Here is a 23,638-nt window from a genome sequence, read left to right on the forward strand (position 1 = left end):
GCTAGGCCGCCTTTCGCATGGCCCGGCGGGCGTAGACGGCGACCGCGGCGATGATGATGACGCCCCGGATCACCTGCTTGAAGAAGGCGTCGACCTCAAGCTGGTTGAAGATGGCGTCGATGCTGGCGAGCAGCAGCACCCCGCCGACCGTGCCGATCACACCGCCGCGCCCACCGGCGAGGGCGGTCCCGCCGATCACCACCGCCGCGATCGACTCCAGGTCGTAGAGGCCCTCGGTGCCGACGCGCGGGGCGCCCGAGCCGAGCCGACTGGCGAGATAGATGCCGGCGAGCCCCGCGCACATCGAGCACAGGATGTGGGCGGTGACGAGGATCCGGTCGTTGCGGACGCCGGAGAGCCGGGCCACCTCCGGATCCCCGCCGACGGCGACCAGATGGTGGCCGAAGCGGGTCCGCGAGAGCGCGAACCAGGCCGCCGCGGTGACGGCTATCAGCAGCAGGAACGACACCGGGACCGGCCCGACGCGCTGATAGCCGAGCGACTGCACGAGTGAGGGCGCGGTGGCCCCCGCCGGACCGTCGTAGCCGTTGTCCAGGTAACCCTTGAGCAGCAGCCCGACGCCGAGGGTCGCGATGAACGCGTTGACCCGGAACCTGGTGACGAGGATCCCGTTGAGCAGCCCGACGCCGGCGCTGACGACGAGCGCCAGGCCGATCGCCGGCAGCACCGCACCATCGCTGCCGTTCATCGTCTCGGCCGCGACGAGGGTGCTGAGACTGATCACGTACGCCACCGAGAGGTCGAGCGAGCCCCCCAGGATGACCAGGGTCTGGCCGACCGCGACCAGCCCGAGGCCGGCGGCGACATGCAGCAGACTCACGGTCGTGGACTGGTTGAAGAGCTGACCGCCGTCGAGCAGGACGACCAGCCAGCCGATCGCCAGGGTGAGGGTCAGGGCCACGAAGACGCCCGGTACGGAACGCCGGGCCGGCAGCAGCGACAAAGCGGTCACTGGGCGGTCTCCCGTGCGGTCTCCCGTGCGGTGCCGACCGCCAGCGCGACGACCTCCTCCTCGGTCGCGCCGGCGGGCAGCTCGCCCGCGACGTGGCCGTCACGCATGACGACGATCCGGTCACTCATGCCCAGCAGCTCCGGTAGATCGGACGAGATCATCAGCACCGCGGCGCCATCCCGGGCGAGGCGGCGGACGAGGTCGTGGATGGCTGACTTCGCGCCCACGTCGATGCCCCGGGTCGGCTCGTCGAAGAGCAGGATCCGCGGGTTGAGCGCGAGCCATCGGGCCAGCACGACCTTCTGCTGGTTGCCCCCGGACAGAAAGCGGATCTCCTGGTCGTCGCCGGCGCCGCGGACCTCCACGGCGGTCAGCAGCTCGCGCACCCGGACCGTCCTGGCCGCCCGGCCGGAGCGAGCGGCGAAGACGGCCCGGCTGGCGAGCAGCGCGTTGTCGAGCACCGACTGCCGGGGAACGATCCCCTCACCCTTGCGGTCCTCGGTGACGTAGGCGATGCCGGCCCGCATGGCGGTGCGCGGTGAGCGCAGTCGTACCGGCCGGTCATCGAGCGTGACGTCGCCGGTCGTGAACGGCGACACCCCGAAGATCGCCCGGGCCAGCGCGGAGCGCCCGGAGCCCTGCAGACCGCCGATGCCGAGCACCTCGCCGGCGCGCAGTTGGAGGTTGACGTCGCGCAGCTTCCGGTTTCCCGCGTCGCGCAGGTTGAGCCGTACCGGACCCCGGTCCTCGGGGGCGGCCCGGTCCGGGTAGTAGCTGGACAGTGCCCGGCCGACCATGTGCCGCACCAACTCGTCGGCGGTGGTGTCCGCAGTGTCCACTGTGGTGACCCGACGGCCGTCCTTGAGCACGGTGATCCGACTGGACAGGTCGAAGACCTCGGCGAGTCGGTGCGAGACGTACAGCAGCCCGATGCCCCGCTCCTGGAGTCGGCGCACCAGACCGTAGAGCAGTTCGACCTCGTGGTCGGCCAGCGCCGCGGTCGGCTCGTCCATGATGAGCAGCCGCGCGTCCAGGGCCAGCGCCTTGGCGATCTCGACGACCTGCTGCTGCGCGACACCGAGTTGCCCCACCCGGGCGTCGGCCGGCAACGTGGTCTCGCCGATCGAGGCGAGCAACTGCCGGGTGCGGTCGAGCATGCCCCGGCGGTCGACCAACCCGCGACGGACCGGCTCGTGCCCCAGGTAGACGTTCTCCGCGACGGTGCGCTCCGGGAGCAGGTTGAACTCCTGGTGGATGATGCCGACGCCGGCCCGCTGCGCGTCGCGCGGGCCGCGGAAGCTGCGCGGCTCACCGGCGAACTCGACGGTGCCCTCGTCCGGGCTGTATCCACCGGACACGATCTTCATGAGGGTGGACTTCCCGGCGCCGTTCTCACCGACGACGGCGTGCACCTCGCCCGGCGCGACGTCGAGGTCGATGCCATCGAGGACACGTACTCCGAGGAAGGACTTGCCGATGCCCCGAAGGGTGAGAAGCGGCGTCGGCGGCGGATCTGACATCCCGAAAGCCCTCACAGACAGTAGTCATCAACAAGATTCAATGGAACTTTACGGCGGCCTCGACGCGCCGGGAATCGCACTTTCGTAGCCATCGACGGATGCTTACGTTCTTATGTTGCGAACATTCCCTTGACATCGAGGAAACATCACACGTATGAAGATAGATGTTTGGATGGAGGTCCGCAATCCTCGACCGGGGCTGATTGCCAGGGCCGCAGCGTGAGCGGCAGCGACGCCGCAGCGAGGGAGTCGATCACGGCCGTCGTCACCGGGCGCGACGTCGGACGTTACTCCATTAATTGACAGTCATCTATTTCTAGCTCATCCTGACCCCGTGGATCACCGGACGAGAGCCACAGCCAACATCACGCTGGGTGACGTCCCACGGGTCTGACTGCCGTCTTCGGCGAGCGGCACGAGGACCGACCACCACCCTCGTGGCATCGCACGCGTCCAGGCACAACCTGACGTGCTGCGGGGCCCGTGGTCGCTATCGGAGTTGCCCGTCCAACCTAGGAGACGCCATGCGTCGCAACACACTGCTCATCTCAGTGATCGCCGGTTTGTTACTGGCACTCGGACTCGCCCCACCCGCGTCGGCGGCCCCGGCCTTCCGCGCCCTGCTGTTCACCAAGACCGTCGGCTACCGCCACGACTCGATCCCCGCCGGGATCTCCATGTTCCAGCAGCAGGCCGCGGCGAACAACTTCGAGCTGGTGCAGACCGAGGACTCGAGCGTCTTCACCGCCAGTAACCTGGCGACCTTCGACGTCATCATCATGTTCCAGACCTCCGGCATGGTCTGGACCTCGGCCGCCCAGCGCCAGGCGGTGGAGGGTTATCTCGCCAGCGGCAAGGGCATCGTCGGCGTCCACAACGCCACCGACATGGGCATCGACTCCGAGTACCCGTGGTGGGACCAGACCATCAACGGCGGCGCCCACATGCCGGAACACTCCCCCGGCGTGCTGCCCGGCACCGCCATCGTGGCCGACAAGCAGCACCCGTCGACGGCCGGCCTACCGGATCGCTGGAACCGCAGCGAGGAGTGGTACAACTTCGACTCCAACCCGCGCGGCAAGGTGCACGTTCTGGTGACCGCCGACGAGCGCACCTACAACCCGGGTTCCCGGGCGATGGGGCCGGACCACCCGATCTCCTGGTGCCGCAACACCGGCGGCGGACGGGTGTGGGCCACCGCGATGGGCCACGCGATCGACTCCTACAGCGAGACGAACTTCCGCAACCACGTTCTCGGTGGAGTCCGGTGGGCCGCCGGTAACGTCGCCGGCGACTGCGGCGGCACCGTCTGGGGCAACTTCGAGAAGCGCACCCTGGACGACAACACCGTCGACCCGATGGCGATGGCCGTGGCACCGGACGGGCGCGTGTTCTACGCCCAGCGCGGCGGGCAACTGAAGATCTTCAAGCCCTCCACCAACAGCACGGTGACCGCCGGCACGCTGAGCGTCTACACCGGCGGCGAGGACGGCCTCACCGGCATGGCGCTGGACCCCAACTTCGCCACCAACGGGTACGTGTACCTGTACCACTCGCCGGCGAGCAGCTCGACCGACGTCAACCGGGTCTCCCGCTACACGATGAGCGGTGACACGCTGAACATGTCCAGCGGCGTGACGATCATCGACATCCCGGCGTACCGGGACCGGACGTTCCCGGAGCCCGGGCACACCGGCGGTTACATCGAGTTCGGTCCGGACGGAAACCTCTTCATCGGCACCGGTGACGACACGCCGCCGAACCTCGACCCCAACTGGCAGGGCTACGCCCCGCTGGACTGGCGCTCGGGCAAGTCCAACCTGGACGCCGCCCGCAGCGCGGGTAACACCAACGACCTGCGCGGCAAGCTGTTGCGTATCCGCCCCGGGGCCAGCGGCAGCTACACCATCCCGAGCGGCAACCTCTACGCGCAGGGCACCGCGCAGACCAAGCCGGAAATCTACGCGATGGGCTTCCGCAACCCGTTCCGGTTCTCGATCGACCCCGCCAACGGCTGGGTCTACCTGGCCGACTACGGGCCGGACCGCAACCCGCCCACCACCAACCGTGGCCCCGAGGGCCTGGTCGAGCTGAACGTGATCAAGACGCCCGGCAACTACGGCTGGCCGTTCTGCCACGGCAACAACCAGCCCTACGCGCCGTACAACCCGGACACCGGCGTCGTCGGCGCGAAGTTCAACTGCTCGGCACCGGTCAACAACTCGCCGAACAACACCGGGCTGGTCAACCTGAAGCCGGTCGTCATGCCCAACATCTGGTATGGCTACCCCACCTCGACGACCTTCCCGGAGCTCGGCTCCGGCGGCTCCGCGCCGATGGGTGGCCCGGTCTACCGGTACGACGCGTCGAACCCGTCCGCGACGAAGTTCCCGCCCTACTACGACGGCGTGCACTTCTTCTACGAGTGGTCGCGCAACTACATCAAGGAGGTGCACTTCGACTCCTCCTCGGCGGTGACCCGCACCAACCCGTTCCTGCCCGGTGGTGGGTTCAACAAGCCGATGGACATGGAGTTCGGTAAGGACGGCTCGCTCTACCTGCTGGAGTGGGGCACCAACTTCGGCGGCGGCAACAGCGACTCCGGGCTCTACCGGATCGACTACATCCAGGGCGGCCGGTCACCGATCGTCAAGGCCACCGGCACGCCCACCAGTGGCACCGCACCGCTCACCGTCCAGTTCAGCAGTGCGGGCACGTCCGACCCGGACGGCAACACGTTGAGCTACCAGTGGACGTTCGGCGACGGCACCACCTCCACGGCGGCCAACCCGTCGAAGGTGTACACCTCCAACGGCAACTACACAGCCCAGTTGAAGGTCACCGACAACACCGGTAAGACGGGCTTCGCCAACGTCCAGATCACCGTCGGTAACAGCGCACCGGTGGTCACCATCACCACCCCACCGAACGGGGGCATGCTCACCTTCGGTGACAAGGTGCCGTACCAGATCAGCGTGACCGACCCGGACGGCGGCACCGTCGACTGCTCCAAGGTGATCCTCAACCCGGCGCTGGGTCACGACGACCACGCCCACGAGACCACCGAGTACCCGGGGTGTTCGGGCACCATCTCCACCGATCTGCTCGGCGGCCACCCCGACGGTGCCAACCTGTTCTACGTACTCAACGCGCGGTACACCGACAGCGGTGGCGCGGGCGGCGCGGCCCCACTCACCGGCACCGCGCAGGTGATCCTCCAGCCGAAGCACAAGCAGGCCGAGTACTTCAGCAGCCAGTCCGGCATCCGGGTCATCGACCAGGCGGCGGCGGAGAGCACCAAGCGCGTCGGTGACATCTCCAACAACGACTGGATCGCGTTCAACCCGATGAGCCTGTCGGGCATCTCGACCGTCAGTTACCGGCTGTCGTCGCCCTCCGGTGGCGGCTCGATCGAGTTGCGCGCCGACTCGCCGACCGGCACGCTGCTGGCCACCACGACGGTGCCCAGCACCGGTGGTTGGGACAACTACCAGTCCACGACGCCGGTGAACGTCGCCGCCCTCAGCGGGAGCCACACGCTCTACATGGTGTTCAAGGGCAGCGGCAACAACTGGTTCGACCTCGACTCGCACACCTTCGGCGGCAACGGCGTCGGGACACCCAGCAGCGACGGCGGTGGCGGTATCGCGGGCAAGACCTGGACGCTCACCGCGCAACACAGCGGCAAGCTGATGGACGTCAGCGGTGTCTCCACCGCCGACGGCGCCCAGATCACCCAGTGGGCGGCCACCGGTGGCAACAACCAGAAGTGGCAGGCGGTCGACGCCGGCAGCGGTGCTGTCTACCTGAAGGCGGTGCACAGCGGCAAGTGCGTCGAGGTGATCGGCAGTTCCACCGCGGCGGGTGCCTACCTCCAGCAGGCCACCTGCAACAACGGCAACCAGCAGAAGTTCACCGCCACCGCGACGGGAACCTCCGGCGTGTACACGGTGCGCAATGTGCTGAGCGGGCTCTGCGTGGACGTCAACGGCGCGTCCACCACCGACGGCGCCCGGCTGTTGCAGTGGACCTGCCACAGCGCGGCCAACCAGCAGTGGCGGTTCACCGCAGTGTGACCCCGCCGCTGTCGCGGTAACAACTGACGTCCCGGTCGGGACCGGTATCCGAGTAACGGAGCCGGTCCCGGCCGGGACGTCGTCGTCACCGTCGCATCCGCGGGTGCAGAGCAAAGGTGGGTGTCGTCGTCAGTCGGGCCGGGCCGAAGAGCGCTGACCGGGCGGCGCGGCGAGCAGCCCGGCCGCCGCCAGGTCGTCCCACAACTCGTCCGGCACGACGATGCCGGACCGCCGCACGGTCTCGGCCACCTGTGCCTCGTTGCGAACGCCGACGACCGTCGACACCACGGCCGGGTGCCGGCGGACGAACGCGAGGGCCGCCTGCGGCAGCGTCACCCCGTACATCTCGCAGACCGTGGCGATTCGTCGCGCCCGTTCGATCAGCGCTGCCGGGGCCTGCTGGTAGTTGTAGACGGCGTCGGCCGGCGGCCGGTCCCGCGAGAGCAGCCCCGAGTTGTAGACGCCCGCGATGACCACGCCCACCCCCCGGTTCTCGGCGGCCGGCAGCAGGTCACCGGCCGCGCCCTGTTCGAGCAGGGTGTAGCGCCCGGCGCACATCATCACGTCGACGTCGGTCTCCCGCACGAACCGCGCCAGCATCGCCGACTGGTTCATGCCGGCGCCGATGGCACCGACGACGCCCTGGTCCCGCAGGTCGATCAGGGCCGGTACGGCCTCCTGCGCGGCCTGCTCCCAGTGGTCGTCCGGGTCGTGCAGGTAGACGATGTCGATCCGGTCCAGCCCGGTCCGGTCCAGGCTGGACTCGATGGAGCGCAGTACGCCGTCGCGGCTGAAGTCCCACACCCGCCGGTGGGTCGCGGGCACATCGAACCCGTCGGAGTCCCGCAGATGCGCGTCCTCGGGCGAGGGCACCAGGAGTCGCCCGACCTTCGTCGACACCACGTACTCGTCGCGCTGCCGTTGGCGCAGCGCCGCGCCGAGGCGGCGCTCGGACAGCCCGAGGCCATAGTGCGGCGCGGTGTCGAAGTACCTGACGCCCGCCTCCCACGCGGCGTCGACCGCCGAGGCGAACTCCTCGTCCGTCGTCGTCCGGTACAGGTTGCCACCCTGGGCCGCGCCGAAGCCCAGCTCGGTGAGACGTACCTCCGGACGGCGCGGCAGGGCGCGCGCCATCATGACGCCGCCAGCCCGTAGGCGCGGCGTGCCGTCCCGCCCCAGACCGACGCCCGGCCGGCCCCGTCCTGGCCGTCCAGCAGCTCCGCCAGGGTGTCGACCCACCGCTGGTACGAACTGGCGAGCAGGCAGACCGGCCAGTCCGAGCCGAACATCAGTCGGTCCGGCCCGAACGCGTCCAGCGCGTCCTCGACGGCGGGTCGCAGGTCCCCCGGCGTCCAGTGCGAAGCTGGCACCTCCGTCACCAGCCCGGAGAGCTTCGCCGTCGTGTTGGGCGAGGCCGCCAACGCCCGTAGGTCCCGGCTCCACTGCGCCATCTCCGGGCGGCCCAGCGCGGGCTTTCCGAGGTGGTCGAGGACGAAACCCACCTCGGGCAGGTCGCGCGTGAGGCGCGCGGCCATGGGGAGTTGGTGCTGGCGTACCAGCAGGTCGTAGACGAGACCGGCGGCGCCAACCGCGGCGATCCCCCGCCGGACGTCCGGGCGGTCCAGGTACGCCGGGTCCGTCTCGGACTGCACGAGGTGGCGGATGCCGACGAGCCGCTCCCCGCCCCGAGCGGCCCGTAGCCGGTCAAGGCGCTCCGCGACGTCGGCGGCGGTCAGATCCACCCAGCCGACGACCCCACGGATCAGGGTGTCCTCGGCCGCCATGCCCAGCAGGTCCACCGTCTCGGTCTCGGAGGCGATGGACTGCACCACCACGGTCGCGGTGACCCCGGCCGCCCGCGCCAGCGGCGCGAGATCGGCGGGTTCGAAGTCGGCGTCGATGGCCGCCATGGTCACCGGGTCGATCCACGGCTGCGGATGCCGGGCGCGAACCCAGAGGTGGTGGTGTGCGTCGACGATCCCGGCGCGGCCGGGCTCCGGTGCGCCCGTCATCGGCCCAACCATCCGCCGTCGACGGGCAGCACCACGCCGTTGACGTAGTCCGACGCGGTCGACGCCAGGAACACCGTGGCACCGCCCAGATCGTCGGCCCGGCCCCACCGCCCGGCCGGGATCCGGCCGAGGATCGCCTGGTCGCGATCGGGGTCGTCGCGCAGCGCCTGCGTGTTGTCGGTGGCGATGTAGCCGGGCGCGATGGCGTTGACGTTCACCCCGTGGGCCGCCCACTCGTTCGCCAGCGCCTTGGTGAGGCCGGCCACGCCGGACTTCGACGCGGCGTAACCGGGCACGGTGATGCCGCCCTGGAAACTCAACAGCGACGCGGTGAAAATGATCTTCCCTCGGCCGCGTTCAACCATCGTCCGGCCGATCTCCCGGCTGAGGACGAACTGGCTGCTGAGGTTCACCTCGATCACGTGGTCCCACATCTCGTCCGGGTGCTCCGCGGCCGGGGTCCGGGCGATCGTGCCGCCGTTGTTCACCAGGATGTCGACCGGCCCGAGAGCGATGATGTCGCGGGCCAGCCGGTGCACGGCCGCCCGGTCGCCGAGGTCCGCCCGCAGCGCGGTGAACCGGCGCCCGGCGGCTCGCACCCGACGCTCGACCTCGCTGCCGTCGGCTTCGAGCTGGGCGGAGACGCCCACGATGTCAGCACCGGCCAGGGCCAGGGCCTCGGCCATGGCGAGACCGATGCCGCGCCGCGCCCCGGTCACGACGGCGGTCCGTCCGGACAGATCGAACAGGGCCGTCACTGGTTGCCCTCCCGCACGTCGAGCAGCACCTTCATGACGCCGCCACCCTCCAGCGCAGCGAAGGCCGCGCCGGCACCCTCGACCGGCTCGATCCGGGAGATCAGCTGCTCTGCCGGGATCGCACCCGAGGCGACCAACCGGATCGCCTCCACCATGTCGTCGCGCTGATACAGCCGGGCGCCGAGGAGTTCCAGCTCGCGCCAGAAGAACCGGTGCAGGTTCACCTCCCGGGGCTGGGGATGGATCGCCACCATGACCAGCCGCCCGCGAGTGGTGAGGACGTCGACCGCCGTGGTCACGCCGGCCGGGGAGCCGGACACCTCGAAGGCGATGTCGGCGCCCGCGCCATCGGTACGGTCGTTGACCAGCGCCACCACATCAGTCGATCGCGGATCGACGGCCTCGATCCCGATCCCCTCCGCCACCTCGCGCCGGAACGGGTCCGGCTCGACGAGAAGGACCCGCGCGCCGCGACTCCGCGCGACGGTGGCGATGAGGACGCCGACCGGTCCACCACCGACCACGACCACCTGGTCGTCGGCGGTGACGTTCCCCCGGCGTACGTCGTGCACGGCGACCGCCACCGGCTCGACGAGCGCCGCGTGGTCCAGGGGCAACTCCTCCGGAAGCGGCAGGACCAGCTCCACCGGAACCGTCCAGGACGACTGCATGGCGCCCGGTGAGTCGATGCCGAGGAAGTTCATCGCGTGGCAGACGTGAGAGTTGCCCCGCTGGCAGGCGGCGCACCGCCCGCAGGGTCGGGTCGGCATCACGGTGACCGGCTGACCGACAGTCCAGCCGGTCACGCCCTCGCCGACGGCCGCGATGCGCCCGGACATCTCGTGCCCGATGATCGCGGAATCACCAACCCGGGCGTCCATGTCGCCGTGGTAAATGTGCAGGTCCGTGCCGCAGATCCCGGTGTACGCCACCTCGATCCGTACCTGGCCGTGACCCGGCGGCTCCGGGTCGCGGTTCTCGATTCCGAGGTTTCGCGCGCCCCGGTAGACGACTGCCTTCATCGTTCCTCCGTCTCGACGGTCGGTACGTCGGTCGTGCCGACCGGGCATGGGCGTGGGTGCATCGCCGTCGCGATGCACCCACGCCCTTCTGTTCTGGCGGTCAGCTCAGTGCCGTGCGGTCGGCGACACGTCGTTGTGGGAGTTCAGCGACGTGACCGGCACCTGGCGGGTGGGGATCACCCCGTCGACCCCGGCCAACAGCCGCCGTCCGGCCCGCTCCGGTCGGACGTTGGGGCTGTCGGCCGTCTGCGCCCGCGGACGGCGGTTGGCCACCCGGATCCGCTCCTCGTCCACCCGGATCCCCAGCCCGGGTGAGTCGCCGAGGATGAAGGCGCCATCCTCGACGTGCAGGTCGATGGAGACACCGACCGGTGGGTGCAGGTCCTGCAACTCGCTCGTCAGGTGGTTCGGCACCGAAGTCGCCGCGTGCAGCAGCCCGATCGGGCTGTTGCCGATCGGGCTGACCGGCAGGTCGTGGGCATGGGCCAGGGCGGACGCCCGCAGGAAGTGGGTGATCCCCCAGACGGCCGCCATCTGGACGATGTCCACAGCGCCGGCGGCGATCAGCGGACGGTACTGTTCGAGCCCGGTGAGGTTCTCCCCGGTGGCGACCGACGCGGACACGCCTCGGCTGACCGCGGCGAGGCCCTCCGCGTCCCAGCGCCGGACCGGCTCCTCGATCCAGATGAGGTCCAGGGTGCGCTCCAGCTCGCAGACGTGCCGGACGGCCTGCTTCCTGGTCCACGCCTCGTTGACGTCGAGCATCAGGCCGGGCCGTCGGCCGTGCCCGGCCTCGGTCAGGACCTCCTTGACCAGGCCGAGGCGGCGCCGGTCGTGTTCGATGTCGAGCCCGCCTTTGAGCTTGGCCGCTCGTAGGCCGTGGCTCGCGTAGACCTGGTACTCCGCGACGAGCTCATCGTCGGTGAGCCCGATGTCCAGCCCGGACGCGTAGGCGGTGACCCGCCGGTCGCGTCCGCCCAGCAGCCGCCACAGCGGTTCGCCCGCGGCCTGCGCCTTGATGTCCCAGAGCGCGGTGTCCAGCGCGCCGATGGTGCCGAACACCGGCCCCGCGTGGCCCGCCTTGAAGGTGTGCCGCAACATGCGGTCGTACAGGGACGTCACGGCACGGGGGTCTTCGCCCTCGATGGCTGCGAAGATCCGCTCGATCTCGACGTGCGGCCCGAGGCCGACCCCGGAGATTCCCTCATCCGTGTCGACGATGACGATCGAGACCGGGACCACCCCGTCGGCGAACACCCCGTTGGCGTCGCCGACGGGTCGCCCCCATTCCTGGACCGTCGTAAGCGTCCGATATCCCGTGATCTGCATGTCAACCCTTCGTGGAACCGGCGGCGACGCCGTCGGCAATTTGGCGCTGGAGGAACAGGTAGACCAACAGGACGGGTATCGCGGCGATCAACACACCGGAGGCGAAGGTGGGGATGTTGTCGGAGTACTGCCCGCGCAACGACGTCACCCCGATCATGAGCGTCCGGTGATCGGCCGAGGGCATCATCACCAGCGCCATGAGGACGTCGTTCCAGCAGAACAGCGCGTTGAGGATGCCGACCGACAGCAGCGCCGGGGTGCCCAGGGGCAGCATGATCCGGCGGTACACGCCGTACACGGTGCTGCCGTCGATCCGCGCGGCATCAACGATCTCCGGCGGGATGCCCTTGTAGTAGCTCGTCATGAGAAAGACCGTGAAGGGCAGGAACTGGGCCACATAGACCAGGATCAGACCGGGGTAGGTGTCGATGAGCGCGGTGTCGGCCATGATCCGAGCGAGCGGCACCATGATCACCTGGAACGGGATGAAGAGCCCCGCGAGGCAACCCAGGAACAACGCCGACGAGCCGCGGAAGCGCAGCTGGCTCAGGGCGAAACCGGCCATCGACCCGAACAGCAGCAGCAGGAACACCGACGCCGTCACCACGAACAGCGAGTTGACGAAGTAGCGGCCCATGCCGACGCTGTTCCACGCCGTGCTGATGTTCTCCCAGCGCAGCGTGTCGGTCAGCGAGAACCGGTCGAGGATGTAGTCACGCCGCGTCTTCATCGCGACGTTGGCGGTGAAGAGCAGGGGGTAGATCGTCGCCAGCGCGAGCAGTGCCATCGGGACGGCGATCAACCACCGTCCCAGTCGGATGCGAGACATCAGTCCTCCTTCCCCGCTCGTTCCAGCAGTTTGATCTGCATAAGCCCCACCACAAGCATGATCACGAAGAGGATCGTCGACGCCGCCGACGCGAGAGCCGGACGGTTCATCTGGCCCTGCTGGATCCAGATGTAGTACTCCGGCAGGTAGGTCGAGCCTTCCGGGCCGCCGCTGGTCATCACGAAGAGCAACCCGAACATCGAGGTCAGCATCCCGATCATCGTGGTCACGAAGACGAACTGGATGGTCCGGGCGAGGCTCGGAATGACCACGTGCCAGACGACCTGGCGCAGCGACGCCCCGTCCACCCGGGCGGCGTCCAGGAGCGCGGCGTCCAGCGTGGCGAAACCGGCGAGGAACACCACCAGGGCCATTCCGAAGGTGGCCCAGATATGCACGCCCACGACCATGAACATCGCGATGTCCGGGTCCCCGAGCCAGTCCACCGGACCGACACCGACCGACCCGAGCACGGCGTTGAGCGGGCCGTCGAAGGCGAGCAACAGGTTGAAGATCGCACCGACGATGACCGGCGAGAGCACCGCCGGGAAGAAGTAGACGCTGCGGTAGAAGCGGTGGCCCGGCACCCGGAGGTAGATGAACGTCGCGAGGAGGCCGGGGATCGCCACCGCCACCGGTAGCAGCAGCACCAGCAGCCCGACGTTGCCCAGCGCGGTGCGGAACAGCGGATCTCCGAACAGCTCGCTGTAGTTGCCGAATCCGACCGCCTCCCCGTTCTGCGCGCCGTCACCGGTGAAGGAGAAGTTGACGCCGAGGAGCAGTGGGTAGAGCCGCAGCAGCACGATGATCAAAACGGCCGGGGCGACCAGGATGTAGGGGGCGTAACGCTCGGCCCGCAGGCCGCCATGGGAGCGACGGGGTCGTGCGCCGCTCCGATGGGCGGCGGGGGTGACCGCCGCCCCGCCGGCCCGTCCGGCCGAAGCCGGACGGACCGACGGTTGCGTGTTTCCAATTGGCACGAGGTCAGCCCGCCTGGTCAGAAGCGGCCAACTGCTTCACCACCTCGTCGACGGTGATCGAACCGCTGAGGAGCTGCTGGGAGAGGCGCCCCATCAGGTCGATCGTCTTCGAGGAGAGCGCCACGTGCAGAGCGGGCTTGCCGCTCTTCAGCTCACCGACGATCGTGGAGACCGCCGGGCCGCCGGCCGACACGTCGATGGTGGTGTCGGCGGCGATCGCGCCGGCGTCGGCGTAGAAGGCCTTCAACGCGTCGGCCGAGCTCAGGGAGCGCGCCAGGTCGGCGGCCATCTTCGGGTCCTTCGTCCACTTGGCGACCGCGTAGCCGATGCCGCCGTCGTAGGGAAGGGTCGGGGTGGTGCCGGCGGTGACGATCGGGGCCTTCATGACGCCGAGCTTCTCCGGGGTCAGGAACTCGTTGAAGTCCTGCCAGTGACCCACGTCCGACATCAGACCCATGACGTGGGCGGCCTTACCGGACTGGAAGAGCGCGAACGAGTCGTTGAACATGGCGGTCGAGTTGGCCCCGTCGCTGTTCATCTTCTTGTCGCCGGTCTCCTTCCAGAGCTGGAAGAGCCGCTTGACGTTCGCCGAGTTCCAGTCGCGCTTGCCGGCGATCCAGGCGTCGTACTCCTGCGCGGTGAGGGTGGTCGAGCCCATGCTGGAGATCCAGAACTGGATGCCGACGCCCTCCTTGTTGCCGAGGGCGAAGCACTTGGAGCCGGCCTTGGCGATGGCGGCGCAGTCGGCGACGAACTTGTCCCACGTGGTGGCCGGGCTCGCCGGGTCGAGGTTGGCCTTCTGGTAGATCGCCTTGTTGTAGTAGATCGGGTAGCCCTGCAGCGTCACCGGGGCGCCGTAGATCTTGCCGTCCTTGGTGAACGCCTCCCAGCCGGCCAGCCGCTGCTTGTCCTCGGCCACGTACTCGTCGAGGGGCACCAGCGCGTCCACCCGGTCGCGGATCTGGCCGCCACCGTTGAACAGCATGACGTCCGGGCCCTTGCCGGACTGGATCGCCGCACCGAGCAGGGTGTAGTACTGGTCGAAAGGCTGCGCGACGAACTCGACCTCGACATCGGCGTGCTTCTTCTTGAAGTCAGCCTTGGCTTTGTCCAGATAGGATTTGGCGAACGGCTCGCCGGACTTCCAGTCCCACACCACCAGCTTGCCGTCCGAGCTGGTTGACTTGCCCGAATCGCTAGCACTTCCACAACCGGCCAGGGCCAGGCCCACAACGAGGACGGCCGACCACATTGCGCGCTGTCTCATCAGTTGTCACCTCTATATGGGGGATGGCCGGCGGTGTCCCGCGAGCCAAATGTTGACCGGAAGGTAACTCGTATGACGTGTGACGTCAACAGTCGGCCGTACACTGATCCAGACGTCGTGCCACGGCGAGCCATTCGGAGGGGGACATGACGCCACCGCGGGAGACAGCCCTGAACAGCCCGGCGACCCCGGCGTGGGTGCGTCGGCCGACCAATCTCGCCAGGGCGGTCACTGCCGAACTGGTGGAGCGCATCGTCCGCGGCGTACACCCGTCCGGGACGTCCCTGCCTCCCGAGCCCATCCTCTGCGAGACCTTCGGGGTGAGCCGGACCGTCGTCCGGGAAGCAGTGAAGATCCTCCAGGAGAAGGGGCTGGTGCAGGTTCGCCAGGGCGCCGGCACCATGGTCACCCCACCGTCACACTGGGACATGCTCGACGAGCTCGTCCTCGCCGCGACCATCGCGGTGGACGACAGCTTCGCCATCCTCGACGACCTGGTCGTCACCAGGCGGGTGCTGGAGTCCGACATGGCGAACGTCGCCGCCCGTCTCGCCGACGCCGAGGTCATCGACCGACTGCGGGCCATGGTGGACCGGATGGACGAACTCGTCGACGACCACGTGACCTACCACGACCACGACCGGGCCTTCCACGACACGATCATGCAGGCGTCGGGGAACCGCATCGCCCGTGGCGTCGTACGCGCGCTGGAGAGCCAGGTCATCAACACCGCCCGGTACATGGGCCGCACGGAACGCGCGTTGTGCGTGGCGTCCAACCAGGGCCACCGACGCATCTACGAACGCATCGCCGCCCACGACTCCAACGGCGCCGCCGACGCGATGTTCACCCACATCACCGAGGCCTGGCTGGTCCGTCGCAGCGGCTCGGGGAGCCCCGCCCGCCTCGAACGCTGACCGTTCCGGACGACCAGAACGGCGCCCACCCCCGAGGTACGGGAGCGGACGCCGCCGGCTGGCCGATCAGCGTCACGAGAACTGGGCGAAGAACCTCCAGATCTCACCCTTGGTCCAGGTCGTGATGCCGCTTTCGGCGTACGTGCCGTCCACCGGGCCGGGCATGTGACCGTTGTCGTACGCGGCCCACTGCACCGGGTATCCGGCGCGGCATCCGGAGTAGGCGGTCGTGATGTGCGCACGACTGCCGCCTGCCGGCTCGGGCGGGTTCTGGGCGGTGCAACCGTTGTTGCGGACGAAGGTGTCGCGCAACGCCCTGCCCTGGGAGATGTTCAGGACGTTGTCCGAGATTCCGTGCAGCCCGAAGTACGCGATCGGCTGGGTGCCGCCGCTGCACCCGCTGATCTGCGCGCCGGAGATGACCGCGACGGCCCGGAAGACGGTGGCCCGGGCGCAGGCGACGGCGTAGCTCATGCCACCACCCCAGCTGAAGCCGAGTGCGAACCGCTGCCTCGGGTTGACGCAGAGGCTGCTCTCGATCCGGCTGATCATGTCGTCGACGAAGGTGATGTCCTCACCGCCGGAGTTGCCCCAGCCGTTGCCGAATCCCTGGGGCGCCACCAGGATCGCGCTGTTGTTCGACTGCTCCTGCTGCCCGTAGTAGGACCACGCGGTCCCGCTGGTGCCGCCGGAGGAGATCTCCTGCATGGTGCCGCCCCGCCAGTGGAAGGCGAAGATCAGCCGGTAGGGATTGCTGTTGTTGTAGTTGGCGGGCACCCGCAGGATGAAGGTTCGGCTCTTGCCGTTGCTCTGGATCGTGTGCGTGCCGCTGGACAGCGTCGGCGCCTTGCCGCACCCGCTACCGCCCGTGGGTGGTGGGTTGCTACCACCGACGGGGACGAGTTGCCACTGCTGGTTGGCGCCGCCCCAGTCGGCGTACTGCACGACGTTGCCACCGTCGGCGGTGGAAGCGCCCTGCACCTCGACGACCTTGTTGCTGTTGCGGTTGACCAGCCGAACGTAGCCACCGTCCGAGTCGGCCAGCCGGAACTGCTGATTCGTCCCGTTGAGGTCGGACCACTGCACGATCGCGCCGCCGTCGGCGGTGGAGAAGTTGCTGACGTCGAGCACCTTGCCCGAGTGCCGGGACTTGACCCGGTAGTAGCCGCCCCCGGAGTCCACGAACTGCCACTGCTGGTTGTTGCCGTTGTTGCGCGTCCACTGGCTGATCCGCGCGCCGTCGTTGGTGGCCGAGGCGTACAGGTCCAACGCCTTGCCGCTGTTCCGGTTCACCAGTGTGTACCAGGCGTTGGTGTCCACTGTCGCTGCCGCCGCGGGCGTCGCGTTGACCGCGACGAGTGTGCTGGCTGCCATGACCGCGGCTGCCGCCGCGGCCAACCCTGACCGCCAGCGACGTCTCTGTCGAGAGGCGGGACGAGCCTCACCGAGGGCTTTCATGGTCCACTCCTTCGATCGGGGTCACCCACGAGCGAAACGCCCCCGGGTGCCCTGGCGTACGTGCCGGCGTCCTGGTGGTGGTGTCGGCACGTCTGGGGTGTTGTGCGGGCAACCTTGCGGCCAAAGACGCAGGTGAATGGCGGTGCCACGATCCGGGCTTCGGAGCGGGCCCGCGCCGAGCCGCGCGGTGCGACGTCCTGGCTCCCGGCGACCGCGTGGTCCGCGGGTGAAAATTAGCGGTAAAGACGTCATACGTCAAATGACTGACATCGATCCGGGCAACGGTTCGGCAATGGGTCACGGTGGCCCGCCCCAGTGGGGCGGGCCACCGTTCGTCACACCTCGCCGGGGCGGGCGCCGGCCGGATCCCGGTCGGCCGGCAGCCACCCTGGACCCCAGCTCAGGTGGGGTTGGTCGCTAGCCGATCCGGACCAGTTGCCACTGCTGGTTGGCGCCGCCCCAGTCGGCGTACTGCACGACGTTGCCACCGTCGGCGGTGGATGCGCCCTGCACCTCAACGGCCTTGTTGCTGTTGCGGTTGATCAGGCGCACGTAGCCATCAGACGAATTCGCGAGTCGGAACTGCTGGTTCGTGCCGTTGAGGTCGGACCACTGCACGATCGCGCCACCGTCGGCGGTGGAGAAGTTGCTGACGTCGAGCACCTTGCTGGAGTTGCGGGACTTCACCCGGTAGTAGCCACTGCCCGAGTCCACGAACTGCCACTGCTGGTTGTTGCCGTTGTTGCGCGTCCACTGGCTGATCCGCGCCCCGTCGGTGGTGGCGGCGGCGTACACGTCCAGCGCCTTGCCGCTGTTCCGGTTCAGCAACACGTACCAGGCGCTGGTGTCCACCCCGGAGCCCGGCGGGGGCGTGGTGGGCGGGGTCGAGCCGCCGTTGAGGGCGTCCAGCACGGCGGTGTATGCGGCCTTCTTGTTGCCGTTGCAGTCGAACAGCAGGGCGTTGTCGGAGCCGCGCCACGAGTCGCAGTCCCGCACACCCCAGGTGGTGATGCCGGTGCAGCGTGAGACGGCCAGGCAGGCGCGGGTGACGGCGCCGAAGATGTTGGCCTGGTTGCCACCGGTCATCACGTCCAGCTCGGTGATCTGCACATCCACACCGAGATCAGCGAAACGCTGCAGATTCGCCTGGTAGTCACCGGCCAGCGAGGTCCCCAGGTGCGACTGGAACCCCACACAGTCGATCGGCACACCACGGGACTTGAAGTCCCGCACCATGTTGTAAATACCCGTCGACTTCGCGTTGATCCCGTCGGTGTTGTAGTCGTTGTAACACAACTTCGCACCCGGATCCGCCGCCCGCGCCGCCCTGAACGCCGCCTCGATCCAGTCATTACCGGTGCGCTGCAGATTCGAGTCACGCCGCCCACCAGAACCACCATCGGCGAACGCCTCGTTCACCACATCCCAGGCATAAATCTTGCCCCGGAAATGCGTCGCGACCTGGGTGACGTGGTTGATCGCCGCGTTACGCAACGCGCTACCCGACATGCCCTGCGCCCAGCCCGGCTGCTGCTGGTGCCACAGCAACGCGTGACCCCGCACGCTCATCCCGTTGGCCTGCGCGTGACTGACCAGACGATCACCACCGCTGTAACTGAACCGACCCTGCTGCGGCTCGGTGGCATCCCACTTCATCTCGTTCTCAGCCACGACACTGTTGAACTCGCGGTTCAAAATCGTCGTGTAAACGCTGGTCGACAGCTTGCCCGTCGCGACAGCGGCCCCGAAGTAGCGGCCCTTCTCGGCGGCGGCCGCCTTCAAGGTCGTGCCGGCACCGGAGGCGGGAGTCAGCGCGACCGTCATGCCAGTGGTGAGGGCGACGGCGATGGTCGCCGCGGCCAGCATCGTTCTCATGGGTTTCATGGCGTTCCTTCTCAGTGGTTGCATCGGTGGTGGTGATGTGCCACTTCCATCGGGACGACTGATCGGGGCGGTCATCCTGGCCGCCCGACATCAGGACGCACAATCCGTGACGGCTGTCACCGGCATCCGCCGGCTCCCGAGGTGACGTCCGCATGCCCTTGCGGACGTCGTGATCGGAGGTACGCCCTGCGCGGCTCGCCCGGTGAGCCACGACAGCGATCGTCCTCTATATCGAGAGTGAGCGATAACATGCCGTTCGTCAAGACGTAACGGGTCGTTCACGCCGATCTCCCGGAACGCCCCGTTACACCCGGTACCAAACGCCCAGAGCAACAGTGCTCAACTGCTGCCCGGGCAGCGGACAAGCCACGCCAACGCGCCACCGGGGTCGTACCGGACGGCAACCCTGTTATCGCTCACAGTCGTCGGCCAACAGCGACCGCCTCGCGATTCACGCCCGCCCGGTAGCCGAGCTACTCGGAGACGGCAGCGCCTGGTCATCGTCGGCGCGTATTCCGGCGACCAGGTCGGCGGTGGTGTGGGCCTCGATGCCGGGCTGCGCGGCGTCGGCGAACCGCTCGACGACCGCCCGGACGTGTCGCTCCGCGGGTGCGGCGAGGCCGTCGTAGACGGCCGCGAACAACTCCCGCGCCGGCCGCCTGAGCCATTCCCCCGGCAGGAGTTCCACCGGCAGCTGCGGATCGAGGACGGGAAACCGCCGGAAGGTGTCCATGACCTCGGTACGGGCCCGCACCGCGGCGGCACCGTCGACCTCCCCGGACACCACCCCGGGCAGCAGTGGCGTCCAACGCCGGAGGAACGCGTCGTAGCTCCGGCTGATCGCCTCGATGTCCCAGGCCTCGATCGGCGCGCGGTGAATGGTCGAGGCGAGCGCGGTCTGCCGCCCGCGAAACACCGTCACGGCGCCGAGGGTGAGCCGGTCGAGCTGGGCCCGAGCCGCGGGAGTCAGCTCCTGCGGCGAGATCCACAATCCGTCGTACAACGGCGCGTAACCGAGCCACCGCAGTTGCGCCCGCAGTGCCCGACGCTGCGTACTGCGGTCCTGCGGCAGCGAAAAGGCGATGATCGTCCAGCACCCGTCCCACCGCGCCGTCGACGTGGTGGAGGCGAGGATCCAGTGCCCGCCGGCGGAGAGGTTGGCGGCGGCGGCACGACTGAGCCGGTAGGAGCTGCGCCGCCCCAGTCGGCTGCCCTCCAACACGCCACGGCGGGCCAACCGGCTGATCGCGGTCCGCGCTCCAGCCGTCGTCACGCCGGTCTCCCCGAGCAGGGCGACGATGGCGGCGGACGGGAGGGCGACACGGGTCCGCAGTGTGTAGTCCGCCAACAGGGTCACCGCGACACCCTGAGGCGAGTTGCCGACCTGCCTGCGGGGCAGCCGGAGTGGATGGTCTCCGTCGTCCGGATAGATCTCGTCGATGTCGAAGAGGCTTGCCACAGGCGCTCCGTGCTCCTCGGGGACGGTACGACGACTGTAGACGGAGCGCCGTCGCTACAAATAGAGAGTGCTCGATTGACACTTGTTGGCCCGGAGGGAACACTAATTGCCACGCGACGCCATCCGAAGCCGGGCTGGGCGAACCACAGGTAGCGGGCAACGTGCGATCACCGCGGGAGTCGGGCACCCCCCGCGACCGGTCGCACGGCCGATCCAGCCTGCACAGGCAATCGAAGGAGTCGTCCGTTGAAACTCAGAAGGAAACTGCTACTCACCCTGGCCGCGTCACTGGTGGCCGCCGGCCTGGTCGCCCCCACGGTCGGGCCCGCGTACGCGGCGTCACTGACCGAGGTGACCAGCTTCGGTGACAACCCGGGCCGGATGCGCATGCACGTCTACGTGCCGGACAACCGCCCGGCCCGGCCGGCGGTCGTGGTGGCCATGCACGGCTGCGGCGGGTCGGGCCCCGGCTTCTACTCCGGCAGCGAGTTCGCCAGCCTCGCCGACCGGTACGGGTACATCGTGATCTACCCGTCCGCGACTCAGCAGGCCGGGTTCGGCAACTGCTTCGACACCTGGTCGGACGCCGCCAAGCGACGTGGCGGCGGCAGCGACCCGGTGTCGATCATCTCCATGATCCGGTACGTGCAGCAGCAGTACGCGGCCGACGGGGACCGGGTCTACGCCACCGGCAGTTCGTCCGGCGGCATGATGACGAACCACATGCTGGCGCTCTACCCCGACGTGTTCAAGGCCGGCGCCGCGTTCATGGGCGTGCCGTTCAACTGCTTCGCCAACGCGGCGGACTACCCGCCCGGCAGCAGCCAGTGCACCGGCGGAAACATGAACCGGACCCCGCAGCAGTGGGGCGACGCGGTCCGCCAGGCGTACCCCGGCTACTCCGGGCCCCGCCCGCGCGTGCAGCTGTGGCACGGCACCAACGACACGCTCGTGCCGTACTCGTTGCTGCAGGAGGCGATCGAGCAGTGGACCAACGTGTTCGGGCTGAGCCAGACACCCACCTCCACCGACACGCCCCAGGCCAACTGGAACCGGCGTCGGTACGCCGACAGCAGCGGCACCGTCCAGGTCGAGGCGTACAGCATCCAGGGGGCCGGGCACAGCCTGCCCTCCGGTGGTATGGCCGCGTCCGCCATCACGTTCTTCGGACTGACCAACCCCACGACGCCGCCCCCGACGTCCGGCGCCTGCCGGGTGGCCGTCGACCTCAACGCCTGGAACACCGGGCTGACCGAGAACATCACCATCACGAACACCGGCACCAGCGCAGTCAACGGCTGGTCACTGGTCTTCACCCTGCCGGGCGGGCAGACCATCACCTCGGGCTGGAACGCCACCTACTCGCCCAACTCGGGGCAGGTGACGGCCCGGAACGTCGCCTACAACGGCGGCATCCCCGCCAACGGCTCGGTGACCATCGGCTTCCAGGCCACCCACACCGGTAACAACGCCCGACCGTCCTCGTTCACCCTCAACGGCGCGTCCTGCACTGTCGCCTGAGACCGGGTCGACGTCCACGAACGTGCGCCGGACACCACGAGGTGGTGTCCGGCGCACGACTCGGTCGGGCGTCGCCAGGATCAGCGGTAACCGGCGGTCACCACGCTGGCCTGTACGGCGTTCTCGGTCGCGTCGGACGGATAGCCCGCGACCATCGCCCCCTCGTAGAAGGTGCCGGCGCTCAGGTTGGCGCCACCGTCGGGCTTGCAGCAGTCACCGCCACTGCCCAGGATGATCGCGCCCTGCTTCTTCATCGGGCTGTATCCGGGCGGGAGCGAGCCGTCGTACAGCGTGTAGAGGCTGCCGGACTGGGCGTCGCTACCCTTGATGGCGAAGCGGGTCGTGCCGTTGTTCTTGAGCGTCGCGGTGACGAACTTGCTGCTGAACGCGCGTTGGTTCGGGTTCCACGAGCTGCTGCCGCCCGGGAAGAGACCCCACTCGAGGTCGGCCTGCACCCACGGCCCGCTGCCGGAGCAGCCGCCGAACCAGCACTGCTTGCTGAAGTTGATGGCGTCCATCGCCCCGGCGGCGTCGGCCTTCCGGGTCGTCTCGCTGTTGCCGTAGTCGAAGCAGCAGCCGCTGTTGACGTGGGTCCCGCTGGTCACCATGTACATGCCCTCGGGGGCCGCGCCGGTCGGCACGCCGGTGAGGTGCCCGTCGCGCCAGTAGCTGTTACCGGGATTGATGTAGAGCGAGTACGCCTTCGCGCCGCCCACGGTCAGCGACTCCGAGGTCGCGATCGCCGGCTTGCTCTGGGGCGAGCCCGGTACGACGCTCGACCCCTGGTACCAGAGGTCGTTCCCGCGCCCGGACTGGTCGAAGACGACAGTGATCACGCAGGTCGTGCCGGAGCAGAACGAGTCCTGCGTCGCCGCGTTGGCGGTGCCGCCGGTGCCGGTGAGCCCGATGTTGCGCGTGGTGTTGTCCGACGAGCGTCGGACCTGGTAGAGGTTGCCGGCGTACGCCTCGTAGAGCGCCCGGGTGGTGCTGTGCGCCGCGATGCACGGGGTGCCGCCGGAGGCGTAGATGTCGCACGGGCGCGCGCCGGTCGGCGGGTTGGTCGGCGGCGGGGTGGTGTTCGGCGAGGCCCACTGCTGGTTGGTGCCACCGTTGCAGGCCCAGAGGATGATTTTGGTGCCGTTCGCGGTGGCGGCGCCGTTGGCGTCGAGGCAGAGCCCGGACTGCGCGCCGGTGATGGTGCCGTTGCTGTTGACGTTCCACTGTTGGTTGTTCTGCCCGTTGCAGTCCCAGATGATCACCTGGGTGCCGTTGGTGGTGCCTCGGCCGGAGGCGTCCAGGCATTTGTTGCCGTACGCCTGGATCTGCATGGTCGACGTCCACGTCCAGGTCTGGCCGGCGCTGCCGTTGCAGTCCCAGAGTTGCGTCTGGGTGCCGTTGGTGGTGCTGGAGTTGGGCACTTCGAGGCAGCGGCCGGACTGCGTACCGACGATCGGGGTGCTCTGCCCCGGTTGGATGGCGGCCGCCAGCGCGACGGCGGCCGCCTCGGCGGTCGGCGACGGCGCACCGGGGGTGGCGCCGATGCCGACGAGAACGCCGACCAGAGCGCCCGCCAGGGCGGTCAGGCGTCGGGCGCGATGACGTCTCGGGATGAGTTCACGGGCCTTTCCTGGCC

The 23,638-nt window shown here is 68.8% G+C and carries 17 protein-coding genes; 3 read left to right on the forward strand and 14 right to left on the reverse strand.

The window, feature by feature from the left end; all coding sequences use genetic code 11:
- Position 1: 1 nt before the first annotated feature.
- Both DLJ59_RS12885 and DLJ59_RS12890 read right to left on the reverse strand, forming a co-directional pair.
- A complete protein-coding gene (locus DLJ59_RS12885; protein ID WP_124772746.1) occupies positions 2–973 on the reverse strand; it encodes an ABC transporter permease in 972 nt (323 codons plus the stop codon).
- Positions 970–2,493 (reverse strand): sugar ABC transporter ATP-binding protein, encoded by a 1,524-nt coding sequence (locus DLJ59_RS12890; RefSeq protein ID WP_124772747.1) that lies wholly within the window; start codon positions 2,491–2,493, stop codon positions 970–972. Before DLJ59_RS12890 ends, DLJ59_RS12885 begins: the two co-directional genes overlap by 4 nt.
- Before the next feature lie 524 nt (positions 2,494–3,017).
- On the opposite strand from DLJ59_RS12890, the gene DLJ59_RS12895 reads away from it, so the two are divergent.
- Positions 3,018–6,569 (forward strand): ThuA domain-containing protein, encoded by a 3,552-nt coding sequence (locus DLJ59_RS12895; protein ID WP_124772748.1) that lies wholly within the window; start codon positions 3,018–3,020, stop codon positions 6,567–6,569.
- 129 nt (positions 6,570–6,698) lie between these two features.
- Here the strand turns inward: DLJ59_RS12895 and DLJ59_RS12900 are convergent, their stop codons facing one another.
- The 8 genes from DLJ59_RS12900 to DLJ59_RS12935 form a co-directional block, all read right to left on the reverse strand.
- Entirely contained in the window at positions 6,699–7,706 is a 1,008-nt protein-coding gene (locus DLJ59_RS12900; RefSeq protein ID WP_124772749.1) for an aldo/keto reductase, read from the reverse strand.
- Positions 7,703–8,581 (reverse strand): amidohydrolase family protein, encoded by an 879-nt coding sequence (locus DLJ59_RS12905; RefSeq protein WP_124772750.1) that lies wholly within the window; start codon positions 8,579–8,581, stop codon positions 7,703–7,705. Before DLJ59_RS12905 ends, DLJ59_RS12900 begins: the two co-directional genes overlap by 4 nt.
- Positions 8,578–9,339: an SDR family NAD(P)-dependent oxidoreductase gene (locus tag DLJ59_RS12910; protein WP_124772751.1), complete on the reverse strand. Its 762-nt coding sequence runs from the start codon at positions 9,337–9,339 to the stop codon at positions 8,578–8,580. Before DLJ59_RS12910 ends, DLJ59_RS12905 begins: the two co-directional genes overlap by 4 nt.
- The gene (locus DLJ59_RS12915) at positions 9,336–10,361 is read right to left on the reverse strand and encodes a zinc-dependent alcohol dehydrogenase (RefSeq protein ID WP_124772752.1); all 1,026 of its coding nucleotides are present in this window, start codon (positions 10,359–10,361) and stop codon (positions 9,336–9,338) included. The genes DLJ59_RS12910 and DLJ59_RS12915 overlap by 4 nt, the downstream gene beginning before the upstream one ends.
- A gap of 105 nt (positions 10,362–10,466) precedes the next feature.
- Positions 10,467–11,690, reverse strand: coding sequence for a mandelate racemase/muconate lactonizing enzyme family protein (locus DLJ59_RS12920; protein WP_124772753.1), 1,224 nt, complete (start codon positions 11,688–11,690; stop codon positions 10,467–10,469).
- Between the two features lies 1 nt (position 11,691).
- Positions 11,692–12,519, reverse strand: coding sequence for a carbohydrate ABC transporter permease (locus DLJ59_RS12925; RefSeq protein WP_124772754.1), 828 nt, complete (start codon positions 12,517–12,519; stop codon positions 11,692–11,694).
- On the reverse strand, positions 12,519–13,499 hold the full coding sequence (locus tag DLJ59_RS12930) for a carbohydrate ABC transporter permease (protein ID WP_124772755.1): 981 nt from the start codon (positions 13,497–13,499) through the stop codon (positions 12,519–12,521). Before DLJ59_RS12930 ends, DLJ59_RS12925 begins: the two co-directional genes overlap by 1 nt.
- Before the next feature lie 4 nt (positions 13,500–13,503).
- On the reverse strand, positions 13,504–14,766 hold the full coding sequence (locus DLJ59_RS12935) for an ABC transporter substrate-binding protein (protein WP_124772756.1): 1,263 nt from the start codon (positions 14,764–14,766) through the stop codon (positions 13,504–13,506).
- A gap of 146 nt (positions 14,767–14,912) precedes the next feature.
- On the opposite strand from DLJ59_RS12935, the gene DLJ59_RS12940 reads away from it, so the two are divergent.
- The gene (locus DLJ59_RS12940) at positions 14,913–15,683 is read left to right on the forward strand and encodes a FadR/GntR family transcriptional regulator (RefSeq protein ID WP_124772757.1); all 771 of its coding nucleotides are present in this window, start codon (positions 14,913–14,915) and stop codon (positions 15,681–15,683) included.
- 72 nt (positions 15,684–15,755) lie between these two features.
- On the opposite strand, the gene DLJ59_RS12945 is transcribed toward DLJ59_RS12940, so the two are convergent.
- The 3 genes from DLJ59_RS12945 to DLJ59_RS12955 form a co-directional block, all read right to left on the reverse strand.
- The gene (locus tag DLJ59_RS12945; protein WP_124772758.1) at positions 15,756–17,141 is read right to left on the reverse strand and encodes an RICIN domain-containing protein; all 1,386 of its coding nucleotides are present in this window, start codon (positions 17,139–17,141) and stop codon (positions 15,756–15,758) included.
- A gap of 417 nt (positions 17,142–17,558) precedes the next feature.
- A complete protein-coding gene (locus DLJ59_RS12950) occupies positions 17,559–19,025 on the reverse strand; it encodes an endo-1,4-beta-xylanase (protein ID WP_124772759.1) in 1,467 nt (488 codons plus the stop codon).
- A gap of 451 nt (positions 19,026–19,476) precedes the next feature.
- Positions 19,477–20,484 carry a PaaX family transcriptional regulator gene (locus DLJ59_RS12955; protein ID WP_124772760.1) on the reverse strand — a complete coding sequence of 336 codons (1,008 nt, stop codon included), beginning with the start codon at positions 20,482–20,484 and terminating at the stop codon, positions 19,477–19,479.
- A gap of 246 nt (positions 20,485–20,730) precedes the next feature.
- Here DLJ59_RS12955 and DLJ59_RS12960 point away from each other — a divergent pair, with 246 nt between their 5' ends.
- Positions 20,731–22,005, forward strand: a complete 1,275-nt coding sequence (locus DLJ59_RS12960; protein WP_124772761.1) for an extracellular catalytic domain type 1 short-chain-length polyhydroxyalkanoate depolymerase — start codon at positions 20,731–20,733, stop codon at positions 22,003–22,005.
- Between the two features lie 80 nt (positions 22,006–22,085).
- Here the strand turns inward: DLJ59_RS12960 and DLJ59_RS12965 are convergent.
- Positions 22,086–23,638, reverse strand: a 1,553-nt coding sequence (locus DLJ59_RS12965) for an arabinofuranosidase catalytic domain-containing protein (protein WP_244235992.1), incomplete at its 5' end; no start/stop codon positions are given.

The organism is Micromonospora inaquosa (assembly GCF_003857055.1).
GTDB classification, from domain to species: domain Bacteria; phylum Actinomycetota; class Actinomycetes; order Mycobacteriales; family Micromonosporaceae; genus Micromonospora; species Micromonospora inaquosa.

Bases quoted from the DNA above. Each gene is read 5' to 3' on its own strand.
- DLJ59_RS12900 (WP_124772749.1), bottom strand. From the start codon at position 7,706: ATGATGGCGCGCGCCCTGCCGCGCCGTCCGGAGGTACGTCTCACCGAG.
- DLJ59_RS12895 (WP_124772748.1), top strand. From the start codon at position 3,018: ATGCGTCGCAACACACTGCTCATCTCAGTGATCGCCGGTTTGTTACTG.
- DLJ59_RS12945 (WP_124772758.1), bottom strand. From the start codon at position 17,141: ATGAAAGCCCTCGGTGAGGCTCGTCCCGCCTCTCGACAGAGACGTCGC.
- DLJ59_RS12920 (WP_124772753.1), bottom strand. From the start codon at position 11,690: ATGCAGATCACGGGATATCGGACGCTTACGACGGTCCAGGAATGGGGG.
- DLJ59_RS12905 (WP_124772750.1), bottom strand. From the start codon at position 8,581: ATGACGGGCGCACCGGAGCCCGGCCGCGCCGGGATCGTCGACGCACAC.
- DLJ59_RS12915 (WP_124772752.1), bottom strand. From the start codon at position 10,361: ATGAAGGCAGTCGTCTACCGGGGCGCGCGAAACCTCGGAATCGAGAAC.
- DLJ59_RS12935 (WP_124772756.1), bottom strand. From the start codon at position 14,766: ATGAGACAGCGCGCAATGTGGTCGGCCGTCCTCGTTGTGGGCCTGGCC.
- DLJ59_RS12890 (WP_124772747.1), bottom strand. From the start codon at position 2,493: ATGTCAGATCCGCCGCCGACGCCGCTTCTCACCCTTCGGGGCATCGGC.
- DLJ59_RS12925 (WP_124772754.1), bottom strand. From the start codon at position 12,519: ATGTCTCGCATCCGACTGGGACGGTGGTTGATCGCCGTCCCGATGGCA.
- DLJ59_RS12950 (WP_124772759.1), bottom strand. From the start codon at position 19,025: ATGAAACCCATGAGAACGATGCTGGCCGCGGCGACCATCGCCGTCGCC.
- DLJ59_RS12940 (WP_124772757.1), top strand. From the start codon at position 14,913: ATGACGCCACCGCGGGAGACAGCCCTGAACAGCCCGGCGACCCCGGCG.